The 15,036-nt window shown below is 73.9% G+C and carries 4 protein-coding genes; all 4 read right to left on the bottom strand.

All coding sequences use genetic code 11. The annotated features are described in order from the left end of the window. Window positions 1-60: 60 nt before the first annotated feature. The 4 genes from ACFVXG_RS14975 to ACFVXG_RS14960 all read right to left on the bottom strand — a co-directional run bounded on the left by ACFVXG_RS14975 (window position 61) and on the right by ACFVXG_RS14960 (window position 15,016). Complete coding sequence (locus ACFVXG_RS14975) at window positions 61-1,332, bottom strand: MFS transporter (RefSeq protein WP_387927590.1); 1,272 nt, start codon at window positions 1,330-1,332, stop codon at window positions 61-63. Beyond that, on the bottom strand, window positions 1,332-2,312 hold the full coding sequence (locus ACFVXG_RS14970; RefSeq protein WP_387927588.1) for a TauD/TfdA family dioxygenase: 981 nt from the start codon (window positions 2,310-2,312) through the stop codon (window positions 1,332-1,334). Before ACFVXG_RS14970 ends, ACFVXG_RS14975 begins: the two co-directional genes overlap by 1 nt. Window positions 2,313-2,332: 20 nt before the next feature. After that, the gene (locus ACFVXG_RS14965; RefSeq protein ID WP_387927586.1) at window positions 2,333-14,734 is read right to left on the bottom strand and encodes an amino acid adenylation domain-containing protein; all 12,402 of its coding nucleotides are present in this window, start codon (window positions 14,732-14,734) and stop codon (window positions 2,333-2,335) included. A 75-nt stretch (window positions 14,735-14,809) separates the two neighbouring features. Beyond that, a complete protein-coding gene (locus ACFVXG_RS14960; protein ID WP_387927585.1) occupies window positions 14,810-15,016 on the bottom strand; it encodes an MbtH family protein in 207 nt (68 codons plus the stop codon). Between the last annotated feature and the right edge of the window lie 20 nt (window positions 15,017-15,036).

Genomic DNA, 15,036 nt, shown 5'->3' with positions numbered 1-15,036 from the left:
CCTCCATGGTCGGGTCGTCGGTCGGGGTGTCGGTCGGGTCGTTCGTGTGGACGGGCGCCGTCAGACCGCGAGTTCGGCGGGCTCCGGCTCCGGCTGCGGGGCCGCCGGCAGGCCCGGCGCCCGCCGCAGGGCGGGGCTGAGCACCGCGCCCAGCGCGACCACGCCCAGTGCGGCGGCGCAGCCCAGCAGCCCGGCCAGCCGGCCGGCGTGGTCCAGCACCAGGCCGCCGGCCAGCGGGGCGACGGCGCCGCCCGCGCCGCTGCAGATCGCCGCCACGCTCACCACCCGGCCGCGGTGGCTGTCCGGGGTCAACCGCAGCTGGGCGGTGGTGAAGTAGGCGTTCGAGGTGGGGGCGGCGAACGCGATCAGGCCGAGCAGCACCCCCGGGGTGTACGTGCCGGGCAGCAGGGCGATGCCCACGGTGAGCAGTACGGACAGCCAGAGCACGGTGAAGACGGGCCGGGCGCCGGGCAGCAGTCGCTGGAGCAGCGGGGCGGCGAGCGCCCCCAGCAGGCCGCCCACCCCGAGCAGGGCGGCCAGCACGCCGATCGGCCCCGACCCCACTCCGTCGGTCCGGGCGGAGGCGATCACCACGAAGTAGACCAGGCCGAAGAAGAAGTTCACCGCCGTGGCGCAGAGCAGGCCCAGCCGCAGGAACGGGTGACCGGCGATCCAGCGCACGCCCTCCAGCAACTCCCGCCTGCCGCCCGGGGGTTCGGAGCCGTCAGCAGCGGGCGTCGGGGCCGGGGCGGGCGGCTGCGGCTTGAGGAAGAGCAGCAGCACCAGCCCGCCGAGGTGGGCGAGGAAGCCGACGGCGAACGGCAGGGCCTGCTTGGCGGCGAGCAGGAAGCCGCCCGCCGACGTCCCGGCGAGCTGGCCCGCGTAGGTGCGGGCCGAGGTCATCGCGACGGCGTTGGACAGCCGCTCCTCCGGCACCAGCGCGGGGATCATCGCCTCGCCCGCCGCCAGCACCACGGCCGTGGCCGCGCCGTTGACCAGGGCCAGCAGCACCAGCGGCGGCAGGGACACCGGGCCGGCCCAGAACAGCAGGACCAGCCCGCCGTACACCGCGGCCATCGCCGCCTCGCAGCACAGCACCACCCGTCGCCGGTCGTACCGGTCGGCGACGACCCCGGCGGGCAGGCCCGCCAGGAGCATCGCCGCGGCGTCGACGAAGCCGATCACGCCGGCCTGGGACGGCGAGCCGGTGAGGGTCAGGACGAGCAGCGGGAGCACGATCAGCGAGGTGCTGTAGGCGAACTCGCTCAGCGCCTGGCTCGCCCACAGCAGGGTGAAGCCGCGCCCCGGGGAGCGGTCGGACGTGCGGGCCATCAGGCGAGCAGCCGGGAGCGGGACTTGGTGTGCACGTAGGCGCGCCGCAGGTCCCGGGCGACGCTGGTGCGCTTGAGCCAGCGGTCCGTGCCGTCGTAGCGCGGGGTGAAGGTGTCCCGGCCGTGCACCGTCAGGTAGTTGTCGATGAAGACGGCCTCGCCCGGGCTCAGCACGACCCGGTCGGCGGCCTGCGTCAGCAGCCCGGCCGCGGCCTCCAGCGAGCGCCGGGCCTCGGCGTCGTCGGGCACCGAGTCGGTGAAGTCGGCGTCGATCCGCAGGTAGGGCGAGTCGGCGGGGCCGAACAGCACGGACGCCACCTCGTACGGGCGCTCCTCCAGCGCGGACGGGTGCTCGGCGGTGTGCGTCGGCACCACGTGGTGCGAGTCGTCCGGGAAGAACCGGAAGCGGTCCTCCTGGAGGACCCGGCGCAGCGGCTCGGCGAAGTCCACCGCGTCCAGCGTCGTCACGGTGGTGCCGACCGCGTCCGGGTTGCGCAGGCACATCAGCGCGACGTAGTCGCCCCGGCAGGCGTGGAAGACGTCCTCGGTGTGCAGCGTCAGCTGCTGCTCGCTGCTGGCGCTGGTCAGCGAGTTCTCCTGGCCCTTGGCCGGGCAGACGTCGTGGACCAGCCGGCCGCCCTGCTGGTGGGTCCAGGCGAACGGGTCGCCGAGCACGGAGGCGATCAGCAGCAGCACCAGCTCCTCGCGGACGGCCGCCCCCTCCTTCTCGGCGATCTGCCAGCTCGCGGGCGTGGGCACCAGGCCCTCGTCCACCGGCAGGTTGGCCACCCGGATCAGCGCGTCCTCGGCGCCGCGCGAGGTGACCAGGAACTGCCGGACCCCGACGGGCAGCCGCTCCGCCTCGATCCGGATCTCGTCGGCCTGCTCCAGCGGCGCCCAGACCGGGTGCCGGTCCAGGTAGCCGTCGGCGAGCGCGGCCACCTGGTTCTTCTCGTCCTCGTTCAGTACGTAGCGAGCCACAACAGGAGCCTTTCGGTCGGTCAGGCGCCGGTCTCGGCGACGATCTGGCGCAGCGCGGCCAGGAAGTCGTCGGCGAGCCGGCTAACGGTGGCGGGCGAGTGGGTGGTGGGGGAGTGCATCCAGTCGATCCGCAGCTCGCCGTCGCTGACGGCGGCCACGACGTCGATCAGGTGCGGGCGGGGCTGCTCGGGAGCCTGGTCGGCGCCCAGGGCCCCGAACTGCTCCCGGACCAGGCCGGTCGCGTCGGTGGCGCCGTCCCACTGCCCGAGGTAGTTGAAGCTGATCCGGGGGAGCGCGGCGGCGGCGAGCGCGCTGTGCGCCGGGCTGCCCGGTGCGGAGAGGTGGCGCAGGGCGCCGTAGCCGATGCCGCGCCCCGGGAGCTTGCGCAGGTGGCGCTTGACGGCCTTGAGGGCGGGCGCCCAGTCGCCGTCCGGCACGTCGAGGGTGACGGGGTAGAGCGAGGTGAACCAGCCGATGGTGCGGGACAGGTCCACGTCCTCGAAGAGCTCCTCGCGGCCGTGGCCCTCCAGGGCGATCGTGACGGGCGCGCCGGCCCAGGACCGCAGCGTGCGGCCGAGGGCGGCCAGCAGCACGTCGTTGATCTGGGTGCGGTGGACGGCGGGCACCCGCTGGAGCAGTGCCTGGGTCCCGGCGCGGTCCAACCGCACCGACTCCACGACGAGTTCGCCGTAGGTGTCGGCGCCGGAGCCGTCCCGGGGGAGCTCGACAGCCGCGGCCGAGGCCTGCTGCCAGTAGCCGAGCTCCTGGTCGAAGCCGCCGGAACGGACGTGCTCGCTGAGGCGTTCCGCCCACCGGCGGTAGCTGGTGGTGCGGGCGCCCAGGTCGACCGCGCCGCCGGCGGCGAGTGCGGTGTAGGCGGTGGCGAGGTCCTCCAGCAGGATCCGCCAGGACACCCCGTCCATCACGGCGTGGTGCACCGCGAGGAACAGCCGCGGCGCGGCGCCGTCGGGCAGCCGGAGGAAGACGCCCCGCAGCAGGTCGCCGCGGTGCAGGTCCAGCGACTGCTGGGCCTCGGCGGCCGCCAGGTGCAGGGCGGCCGGCACGTCCGGCGAACTGGTCCCGGTGAGGTCGCGGACGGCGAGCAGGCCGGTGGGCCGCTCCCCGTACTCCTGGGTCCAGTCGCCCGCCGCGTCGCGGGTGAAGCGCAGCCGCAGCGCGTCGTGCTGGTCGACGACCGCGAGCAGGGCCGCCTCCAGCAGGGCGGGGTCGGTGTCGGGGGCGAGGCCCACGTGGACCGACATCGCGTAGTGGTCCGGGTCGACGGTGTGCCCGGCGAAGAACCACCGCTGGATCGGGGTGAGTTCGACCGCCCCGCTCTCCTCGGCCCGCTCCGCCGCCGGGGCGGTGCCGTCGGACTGCCCGGCGTGTCCGGGCTGTGCGGACTGCTCTGACTGCTCGATGGCGGTGGCGAGTTCGGCGACCGTCTGGTGGACGAACATCAGCTTGGAGGTCAGGCGCAGGCCCTCCTGCCGGGCGCGGGAGATGACCTGGATGGTGAGGATGGAGTCGCCGCCGAGTTCGAAGAAGTTGTCGTGGATGCCGACGCGTTCGGTGCCCAGGACGTCCGCCCAGATCGAGGCGAGTTGCTGCTCGGTGGGGGTGGTGGGGGCGGTGTAGGTGGTGCCCGTGTCGACGGCGTGGTGCTCGGGGGCGGGGAGGGCGCGGCGGTCCACCTTGCCGCTGGGGGTGAGCGGGAGTGCGTCGAGGGTGATGTAGAGGGCGGGGATCATGTAGTCGGGGAGGGTGGTGGTGAGGTGGGTGCGTAGGTCGGTGGGGGAGACGGGGCTGGTGGTGACGAGGTAGGCGGTGAGGCGGTGGTGGCCGTCGGGGGTGGGGTGGGTGGTGACGAGGGTTTCGTGGATGTGGGGGTGGGTGAGGAGGGCGGTTTCGATTTCGCCGAGTTCGATGCGGTAGCCGCGGATTTTGACTTGGTGGTCGGCGCGGCCGAGGTGTTCGAGGGTGCCGTCGGGGAGCCAGCGGGCGATGTCGCCGGAGCGGTACATGCGTTGGCCGTTGGGGTGGGTGGGGAAGCGTTGGGTGGTGAGGTCGGGGCGGTGGAGGTAGTGGCGGGCGAGGCCGCCGCCGGTGACGTGGATTTCTCCGGGGATGCCGGTGGGGACGGGGTTGCCGTGGGGGTCGAGGAGGTGGATGCCGTAGCCGGGCAGGGGGCGTCCGGCGGGCAGGCGGTTGCTCTTGTTCAGGTGCTCGGGGGTGATCTCGCCGTAGGTGACGTGGACGGTGGTTTCGGTGATGCCGTACATGTTCACCAGACGCGTTCCCGGCTGGTGGAAGGCGCCGAACCAGGTCTGGACGTGTTTGGGTTCGAGGCCTTCGCCGCCGAAGATGACCCAACGCAGCTGCGGGGGTGCGGTGTTGGTGTCCTGAGCGGCGGCGTGTTCGACGAGTTCGCGGAAGAGTGAGGGGGTCTGGTTGAGGACGGTGACCCGCTGCTGGTGCAGGAGTTGCCACATGGCGTCGGGGTTGCGTGCGGTGTCGTGGTCGACGATGACGGCGCGGCCGCCGGTGGTGAGGGCTCCCCAGAGTTCCCAGACGGAGAAGTCGAAGGCGTAGGAGTGGAACACCGTCCACACATCCTCAGGCCCGAACCCGTACAGGGGCTGGGAGTTGGCCATCAGGTGGAGCACGGTGTGGTGCTCGATCGCGACGCCCTTCGGCCGTCCCGTCGACCCCGACGTGTAGATCACATAGGCGAGGTTGCTCGCGTACACGCCCGTCTCCGGTGCGGTGCAAGGCAGTTGGGCGATCGTGGCGCGGTCCGCGTCCAGGTCGACGACGTGGACGCCGTCGGCGGGCAGGTTCCGGTTGAGGCCGTGGTGGGTGACGAGGAGCTGCGCTCCGGAGTCCTGGAGCATGTAGGCGAGCCGGTCGGCCGGATAGGCGGGGTCGAGCGGAACGTACGCGGCGCCGGCCTTCATGATGCCGAGCAGCCCGACGGCCATCTCCAGCCCGCGTTCCACCGACAGGGCGACCAGCCGGTCCGGCCCGGCGCCGTGGGCGAGCAGGTGGTGGGCGAGCCGGTTGGCGGCCTCGTCCAACTCCCGGTAGCTGAGCGTCTCTTCCCCGAAGGTGACCGCCGGTGCCTCCGGGGTACGGGCGGCCTGCTCGGCCACCAACTGGTGGATGGTGCCCGGCCAGGCCGGCACCCCCGGCACCCCGCTCCACTCACCGCTCACCCGCGCCGACTCCCCGGCCGTCATCAGCGGGAGGGCGGACACCGGGAGCTCGGGCCCGGCGACGGCGGCCCGCAGCAGCACGTTCAGGTGCTCGCCGAAGCGCTCCACCGTCGACGCGTCGAACAGCTCGGTGCTGTACTCGACCAGCGCCCGCAGCCCGCCGCCGGACTCCTCGAACTCGACGGTGAGGTCGGAGAGCGCGGTGTCCCGCTCCATGGCGTACTCGCCGACCCGCAGACCGGCCAGGTCGGGGTGAGGGCTCGCGGTGTTCTGCAGGACGACCATGGCCTGCACCAGCGGCGTGCGGCTGGTGTCGCGCTCCGGCTGCACCGCCTCCACCAGGCGCTCGAACGGCACGTCCTCGTGGGCGAAGGCGTCCAGGACGGTGCCCCGGACCTGCCGCAGCAACTCGGCGAAGGAGGCGTCCGGTTCGATCCGCGACCGCAGGACGACCGTGTTGACCAGGAACCCGATCAGCTGGTCCAACCCGCCGTGCGCCCGCCCGGCGGAGGCCGTGCCCACCGCGATGTCCTGCTGCCCGGTGTACCGGGCGAAGACCGTCTGGACGGCTGCTGTCAGCGCCATGAAGAGCGTCGCGCCCGAGTGACGGGCCAGCCGCTTGAGCCCGTCCAGGGTGTCGGCGGGCACCTCGAAGCCGTGCACCGCGCCCGCCGAGGAGCGGACGGCCGGACGCGGCCGGTCGGTGGGCAGCTCCAGCGGCGTGATCCCGTCGAGCCGCTCCCGCCACCAATCGAGCTGCTCCGCGACCACCCCGCCGTCGGCCAGCCGTTGGTGCTGCCAGGCGGCGAAGTCCGGGTACTGCACCGGGACTTCGGGCAGATCGGCGGTACGGCCCTCGGCCCGGGCCGAGTACAGCGCGCCCAGCTCGCCGGCGGCCACGCCCATCGACCAGCCGTCCGTGACGATGTGGTGCATGCCGAGCACGCACACGTGCTCCTCCGCACCGAGCCGGACCAGCAGCACCCGCACCAGCGGACCGCCCCGCAGGTCGTACGGGCGGGTCAGCTCCTCCCGGGCGAGCCTGCGCAGCTGCTCCTCGTCCTCCGCCGTGGCCTCGCGCCACTCCGGACGCAGCTCCGGGTGGACGATCTGCACCGGCCGGCCGTCGGCGACGTCGAAGGTGGTGCGCAGCGCGTCGTGCCGTGCCACCAGGTCGTCGACCGCGCCGCGCAGGGCAGCGGCGTCGAGCGGTCCGGTCAGGCGCAGGCCGAGCGCGGCGTGGTACTCGGTGCTGCCCTCGGTGAAGTCCTGCAGGAACCACAGGCGTTGCTGGCCGAAGGACATCGGCAGTTCGCCGTCGCGCGGCACCGGCGGGATGGCCGGGGCAGCCGGTTCGGAGTCCGGCTGCTGCAGCGTCGCGGCGAGTTCGGCGACGGTCGGGGTCTCGAAGAGCATCCGCGGCGTGAGGCTGCCGCCCAGCGCCTCACGGGCGCGGGAGATGACCTGGATGGTGAGGATGGAGTCGCCGCCGAGTTCGAAGAAGTTGTCGTGGATGCCGACGCGTTCGGTGCCCAGGACGTCCGCCCAGATCGCGGCGAGTTGTTGCTCGGTGGGGGTGCTGGGGGCGGTGTACGGGGTCTCGGTGCGGCTCGCCTGGAGGTCGGGCCGGGGGAGGGCCCGCCGGTCGACCTTCCCGCTGGGGGTCAGCGGCAGCCGGTCCAGGGTCACGAACAGGGCGGGGATCATGTAGTCGGGGAGGGTGGTGGTGAGGTGGGTGCGGAGGTCGGTGGGGGAGACAGGGGTGGTGGTGACGAGGTAGGCGGTGAGGCGGTGGTGGCCGTCGGGGGTGGGGTGGGTGGTGACGAGGGTTTCGTGGATGTGGGGGTGGGTGAGGAGGGCGGTTTCGATTTCGCCGAGTTCGATGCGGTAGCCGCGGATCTTGACTTGGTGGTCGGCGCGGCCGAGGTGTTCGAGGGTGCCGTCGGGGAGCCAGCGGGCGATGTCGCCGGAGCGGTACATGCGCTGTCCGTTGGGGTGGGTGGGGAAGCGTTCGGTGGTGAGGTCGGGGCGGTGGAGGTAGTGGCGGGCGAGTCCGCCGCCGGTGACGTGGATCTCGCCGGGGATGCCGGTGGGGACGGGGTTGCCGTGGGGGTCGAGGAGGTGGATGCCGTAGCCGGGCAGCGGGCGTCCGGCGGGCAGACGTCGTCGGGAGGTGAGGTGCTCGGGGGTGATCTCGCCGTACGTCACGTGGACGGTGGTCTCGGTGATGCCGTACATGTTCACCAGACGCGTTCCCGGCTGGTGGAAGGCGTTGAACCAGGTGGTGACGTGTTTGGGTTCGAGGCCTTCGCCGCCGAAGACGACCCAACGCAGCTTCGGGGGTGCGGTGTTGGCACCCTGGGCGGCATGTTCGACGAGTTCGCGGAAGAGTGAGGGGGTCTGGTTGAGGACGGTGACCCGCTGCTGGTGGAGGAGTTGCCACATGGCGTCGGGGTTGCGTGCGGTGTCGTGGTCGACGATGACGGCGAGGCCGCCGGTGGTGAGGGCTCCCCAGAGTTCCCAGACGGAGAAGTCGAAGGCGTAGGAGTGGAAGACCGTCCACACGTCCTCAGGCCCGAAGCCGTACAGGGGCTGGGAGTTGGCCATCAGGTGGAGCACAGTGTGGTGCTCGATCGCGACGCCCTTCGGCCGTCCCGTCGACCCCGAGGTGTAGATGACGTACGCCAGGTCGGTGGCGGTGGCACCGGACTGCGGAGCCGTGGCCGGGTGCCCGGCGATGGCGGCGGCGTCCTGGTCGAGGTCGATGACCTGGACGTCCTCCGACGGCAGGTTCCGGTTGAGGCCGCGGTGGGTGACCAGCAGCCGGGCGCCGGAGTCCTGGAGCATGTAGGCGAGCCGGTCGGCCGGGTACGCGGGGTCCAGCGGAACGTACGCGGCGCCGGCCTTCATGATGCCGAGCAGCCCGACGGCCATCTCCAGCCCGCGCTCGACCGAGAGCGCGACCAGTCGGTCCGGCCCGGCGCCGTGGGCGAGCAGGTGGTGGGCGAGCCGGTTGGCGGCCTCGTCCAACTCCCGGTAGCTGAGGGTATCTTCCCCGAAGGTGACCGCCGGTGCGTCCGGGGTGCGGGCGGCCTGCTCGGCCACCAGCTGGTGGATGGTGCCCGGCCAGGCGGGCGCCCCCGGCACCCCGCTCCACTCCCCGCTCACCCGCTCCAGCTCCCCGGGCATCAGCATCGGCACGGCCGACACCGTCCGGTCCGGGGCCTCGGCGATGGCCGTCAGCAGGGCGCCCAGGTGGCCGGCGAGCCGCTCGACGGTCTCCGGGTCGAACAGCGCGGGGTCGTAGGAGAGCGCGAAGGCCAGCTCCTCACCCGCGTAGGCGACCAGGTTGAGCGGGTAGTTGGTGACGTCGGCGCCCTCCAGCCCGTACAACCGGACCCCGCCGTCGCCGCCAGCACCGCCGGAGCCGTCGGCCCCTGACCCGCCGTCGGCCGGGAAGTTCTCGAAGGCGACCAGGCTCTCGAAGAGGTGGGTGCCCCGCTCGACGCCGCTCCAGCCCTGGATCTGTGTCAGCGGCACGTGCTCGTACTGCCGGGCCTCGGCCTGGGCCTGCTGGAGGCCGGCGAGCCAGGCGCCGATCCGCGCGTCGCCGTCGACCTCGACCCGCACCGGGAGGGTGTTGATCAGCATGCCGACCATCGCGTCGGCGCCGGGCAGGTCGGCGGGCCGGCCGGAGACGGTCGCGCCGAAGACCACGTCCGGTTCTCCCGCGTACCGGGCGAGCAGCAGGCTCCAGGCGCCCTGCAGCACGGTGTTGACGGTCACCCGGTGTTCCCGGGCGGCGGTGTAGAGCCGCCGTGAGACGTCCTCGGGGAGCCGGGTGAGCAGCCGGCGCGAGGACTGGGCCTGGTGCCCGGTGGCGGGCAGCCGGTCGAAGGGCAGGGCCGTGGGTTCGGTGACGCCGCCGAGGAGCCGCCGCCAGTAGGCCTCGGCCTCGGCGAGGTCCTGGCGTTGCAGCCACTCCACGTAGGCGGCGAAGGGGCGCCGGGCGGGGAGTACGGGCCGTTCGCCGGCGGCCAGGGCCCGGTAGGCGGTGGTGAGGTCGGCGAGCATCTGGGTGGTGCTCCACCCGTCGAGGAGCACGTGGTGGGAGGTGCGGACCACCCGGACGGTGGTGTCGGTGAGGCGGATCAGGGCCATCCGCATCAGCGGGGCCGCCGACAGGTCGATGCCGCGCGCCCGGTCCTCGGCGAGGTGGCGCTCCAGCGCCTCGGCGTGCTCCTGTTCGGTGCGGCCGCGCCAGTCGAGGTGGACCACGGGGGGCCGGACCCGCCGGTGGACCACCAGCTGGGGGCGGTCGACGCGCTCCCAGACCACGGCGCCGCGCAGCACCTCCAGGTGGTCGGTGACGTGCTGCCAGGCGCGCTCCAGCAGCGCCGGGTCGCCGACGCCGTCGAGCAGGAAGGCGGTCTGCTCGAAGTAGGCCCGGGAGCCGGGCTCGGAGAGGGTGTGGAAGAGCATGCCGCTCTGCATGGGGGTGAGCGGGTAGACGGTCTCGACGTTCCGGCCGTCGCCGACGATCCGGTCCACGGCGGCCTGGTCCAGGCCGGCGAGCGGGAAGTCGGACGGCGTGGCGCCGCCGCTGCCGGGCTGCAGGCAGTGGGCGAGCAGTTCGCGCAGCGCGTCCAGGTGCCGCCGGGCCAGCCGGTCGACGGTCTCCGGGGCGAAGACCTCCGCGGAGTAGATCCAGGTGAAGCCGAGGACGCCGTCCTCCACCATGCCGACGACGTCGAGCAGGTAGGGGCGGGGCTCGTCGGGCTCGTGGTCGAGGCCGAGGGCGGGGAGGCGGTCGCGGATCAGGCCGTCGGCGGAGGTGGTGCCGTCCCACTGGCCGAGGTAGTTGAAGCTGATCGGCGGCAGCGGGTCGGCCAGCAGGGCGTGTCCGGGCTGGTCGGGGGTGGAGAGGAAGCGCAGCGCGTCGTAGCCGAGGCCGCGGCCGGGGACGGCGCGCAGCTGTTCCTTGACGGACTTGAGCGCGGTGCCCCAGGAGGGGTCGGCGGGCAGTCGCAGGGCGACGGGGTAGTGGGTGGTGAACCAGCCGACGGTGCGGGCGAGGTCGACCTGCTCGAACAGCTCCTCGCGGCCGTGCCCTTCGAGGCCGAGCACCAGGCGGTCGGCGCCGGTCCAGTCGGTCAGGACGCGGCCGAGCGCGGTGACCAGGACGTCGTCGATCCGGGTGCGGTAGACCGCGGGCACCCGGTGCAGCAGGTCCTCGGTCTCGGCGCGGCCGAGGCGGACCTCGACGGTGCGCTCGTGGGCGGTGACGTTGCGGCCCTCGGGGTGGTCGACGGGCAGGGCGGGGGCCGTCGCGGGGGCGACGGCGCTCCAGTGCGCGAGCTCGTGGTCGAGGCCGCCGCTGCGGACGTGCTCGGCGAGCCGGCTGGCCCAGTCCTGGTAGCTGCTGCTGCGGGGGCCGAGCGCGGCCGGGCCGCCGCGGGCCAGCCGGTCGTAGGCGGTGGCCAGGTCGTCGAGCAGGACGCGCCAGGAGACGCCGTCCATGACGATGTGGTGCACGGCGAGGAAGAGCCGGGGGGCCGTGCCGTCGGCGAAGCGCAGGTGCACGCCCTGGACGAGCCGGCCGGCCGAGAGGTCCAGCGCGCGTTGCGCCCGGACGGCGGCGGCCTCCAGGGCGGGGTCGTCCGGTCCGCTCAACTCGTGGACGGTGAGCGGGGTTTCGGGTCGGCTCGCGTACTCCTGGAGCCACTCCCCGCCGTCCCGGGTGTAGCGCAGCCGCAGGGCGTCGTGCTGGTCGAGCACGGCGTCGAGGGCGCGGGCGAGCAGTCCGGGGTCGGTGTCCGGGGCCAGTTCGACCTGGACGGACATCGCGTAGTGGTCGGGGTTGACGGTGTGCGCGGCGAGGAACCAGCGCTGGATCGGGGTGAGTTCGACGCGCCCGGTGGCCGGGGCGGAGACGGCGGCGGGCGCCGCTTCGGCGGTTCCGGTGACGGCGGCCAGGGCGGCGACGCTCTGGTGCAGGAAGAGCAGCTTGGAGGTGAGCTGGAGGCCGGCCTGGCGGGCCCGGGAGACGACCTGGATGGAGAGGATGGAGTCCCCGCCCAGGTCGAAGAAGTTGTCGTGGACGCCGACCCGTTCGACGCCCAGCACCTGGGACCAGACGGTGGCGAGGAGTTCCTCGACGGCGTCCCGCGGCGCGGTGTACTCGGCGCCGGGCAGCGCGGCCTCGGCGGCCGGCTCGGGCAGGGCCCGGCGGTCGACCTTGCCGTTGGGGGTGAGCGGCAGCCGCTCCAGGGCGGTGAAGACGGCCGGGACCATGTAGTCCGGGAGCAGCCCGGACAGGTGGGAGCGCAGCTCGGACACGGCGGGCGCGCCCTCGCCGACGACGTACGCGGCCAGCCGGCGCCGTCCGGCGGCGTCCTGGTGGGCGAGCACCACGGCCTCGCGCACCGAGGGGTGGGTGAGCAGGGCGCTCTCCACCTCGCCCAGCTCGATCCGGAAGCCGCGGATCTTCACCTGGTCGTCGGCCCGGCCGAGGAACTCCAGGTCCCCCGAGGGCAGTCGGCGGGCCCGGTCGCCGGTGCGGTAGAGCCGGTCGCCGGGGACGAAGGGGCTGTCGGTGAAGCGCTCGGCGGTCAGGTCGGGGCGGCCGTGGTAGCCGCGGCCGATGCCCTCGCCGCCGATCCAGATCTCGCCGGGCACCCCGATCGGGGCCAACTCGCCGTGGGCGTCCAGGACGTAGACCCGGGTGTCGGGCAGCGGGCGGCCGATCGGGACGTAGACGCTGCCGCGCAGGGCCTCCTCGGTGGGGGTGAACACGGTGGAGTCCACGGTGGCCTCGGTGCCGCCGTAGGCGTTGACCACCACCGCGTCGTGCCGGATCTGCCGCAGCAGGGTGCGGCAGTCCTCGACCCGCCAGCCCTCGGAGCCGACCGAGAGCAGCCGCAGCGGCGGGAAGCCGTCGCCGCGCCGCTCGACCTCCTGGAGGACGGCGTTGAGCAGCGAGGGCACGATCTCCAGGCCGGTGGCGCCGGTTCGGGCGATCAGGTCGAGCAGGGCCGGCGGCTCGGTGGTGACGTCCTTGGACGCGATGATCAGCGCGCCGCCGAAGGGGACGGAGCGGATCAGGTCGGCGAAGAAGAGGTCGACGGACAGGCTGGAGACGGACAGGAAGCGCGGCTTGAGCGCGGCGAGGCCGTACCGGGCGTCCCAGGCGGCGCAGATGTGCCGGACGTTGCGGTGCTCGACGGCGACGCCCTTGGGGTTGCCGGTCGAGCCGGAGGTGTAGATGACGTAGGCGAGGTCGCCGGCGGTGACGGCGGTCTCCGGGGCGGTGGCGGGCCGGGCGGCGATCGCGGCCCGGTCGGTGTCCAGGTCGACCACCCGGAGCCCGTCGGCCGGGAGGCGATCGCGGACGGCGCCGGCGGTGACGACGATCCGGGCGCCGGAGTCGTCGAGCATGTACGCCAGCCGGTCGGCGGGGAAGGCCGGGTCGAGCGGCACGTAGGCGGCGCCGGCCTTGAGGATGCCGAGCAGGCCGACCGCCATCGCGGAGCCGCGCTCGACGCTCAGCCCGACCAGCGCGCCGGGGCCGGCGCCGAGGGCGGCCAGGTGGTGGGCGAGCCGGTTGGCGCGCTCGTCCAGCTCGCGGTGGGTGAGGGTGGCGTCCTCGGCGATCACCGCGTCCGCGTCGGGGGTGAGCGCGGCCTGCCGGGCGGTCCGCTGGTGGATGAGCGCCCGGTCGCCGGCGGGCAGCGCGGTGGCGTTCCAGTCGGTGACGAGCTGCCGGTGCTCCGCGGGGGTGAGCAGCGGGAGCGTCGCCAGCGGGCGGTCCGGGTCGGCGATCGCGCCGTCGAGGAGCACGCCGAGGTGGCCGCTCATCCGGGCGACGGTGGCCTCGTCGAAGAGCTCGGTGCTGTACTCGACCAGGCCGTGCAGCCGGCCGTCCCGCTCCTCGAACTCGAAGGTCAGGTCGAAGAGCGAGGCGGCGCGTTCGAGCGGGTAGGGCGCGGTGGTGGCGCCGGGCAGGGCCAGGGTGTCGTCCGGGGTGTTCTGCAGCACGACGGTGGCCTGCACCAGGGCCGTCCGGCTGGGGTCGCGTTCGATCCGGGCGGCCTCCACCAGCTTGTCGAAGGGGACGTCGCCCTGGGCGAAGGCGTTCAGCACGGTGTCCTTCACCCGGGCCAGCAACTCCGTGAAGGAGAGCGCCGGTTCGACCTGGGTGCGGAGCACCGCGGTGTTCACCAGCAGGCCGACGAGCCGCTCCAGCTCCGGGTGCTCGCGGGCCGCTGAGGAGGTGCCGACGGCGATGTCCTGCTGGCCCGACCAGCGGGCCAGGACGGCCTTCACGGCGGCGGTGAGCACCATGAACGGGCTGGCGCCGTGCTCCTTGGCGAGCTGCTTGAGCCCGGTGACGGTCGGCTCGGCGAGCTGGAAGCCGTACACCGCGCCGGCCGTGGAGCGGACGGCGGGCCGGGGCCGGTCGGTGGGCAGCTCCAGCGGGGAGATCCCGCGCAGCTGCTCGCGCCACCAGTCCAGCCGGCCCTCCAGCAGCCCGCCGCGCTCCAGCCGGGCGCGCTGCCAGGCCGCGAAGTCCGGGTACTGGACGGGGACTTCGGGCAGCTCGGCGGGGCGCCCGGCGAGCCCGGCGGCGTACAGTGCGCCCAGCTCGCGGGCGACGATGCCGAGCGACCAGCCGTCGGTGACGATGTGGTGCATGCCGAGCACGAACAGGTGCTCCTCCGGCGCCAGCCGGACCACCAGGGCGCGCACCAGCGGGCCGTGCCGCAGGTCGTACGGGCGGGCCATCTCGGCCCGGACCAGCGCGCGGGCGGCGTCCTCGCCGTCCGCCTCGGCGGCCGTCCACTCGGGGGCGAGCTCGGGGTGGACGATCTGCAGGCCGCGCCCGTCGCGCGCCGCGAAGGTGGTCCGCAGCGCCTCGTGCCGGGCCACCACCCCGTCGAGGGCCGCCCGCAGCGCGTCCGGGTCGAGCCGGCCGGTGATCCGCAGCGGCAGCGCCGAGTGGTAGTCGGTGTTGCCGGGCTCGAAGTCCTCCAGGAACCAGAGCCGTTGCTGCCCGTACGACATGGGCAGCTCGCCGTCCCGCGCGACCGCGGGGATCAGCGGTTCGGCGGCACCCGGCGCCTGGCCGGCCAGCCGGCGGGCGAGCGCCTCGCGCAGGTGGGCGGGCAGGGCGGCGATCCGGTCTTCGCGGGCGGGCGGCGTGCTCATCGGAAGGAATCCCCCAGTGTGGTGGTGGTCGGGGCGGTGGGGCGGTCCGGGCTGCGGGGACGGACGCGCCGCGGGTCAGCTTGCGGTGGGGCGCAGGCTGCGCGGGCTCAGGTCGGTCCAGTGGGTCTCCACGTAGGCGAGGCACTCCTCGCGGGGCCGGTCGGCGAGGGCGGTCTCCCAGCCGGGCGGGACGGCGGTGCCGGTGGGCCAGAGGGAGTGCTGGCCCTCGTCGTTGACCAGGACGCTGTAGGAGCGGTCGTTCTGCTCGAAGGGGTTGGACACGGGGGACTCCTGTCGGGGGG

This window comes from Kitasatospora sp. NPDC058162 (assembly GCF_042884005.1).
GTDB lineage: Bacteria > Actinomycetota > Actinomycetes > Streptomycetales > Streptomycetaceae > Kitasatospora.
The sequence above is the reverse complement of the archived record's forward strand: the minus strand, read 5'-3'. Positions and strand labels throughout refer to the sequence as shown.

Bases quoted from the DNA above. Each gene is read 5' to 3' on its own strand.
- ACFVXG_RS14975 (WP_387927590.1), bottom strand. From the start codon at position 1,332: ATGGCCCGCACGTCCGACCGCTCCCCGGGGCGCGGCTTCACCCTGCTG.
- ACFVXG_RS14965 (WP_387927586.1), bottom strand. From the start codon at position 14,734: ATGAGCACGCCGCCCGCCCGCGAAGACCGGATCGCCGCCCTGCCCGCC.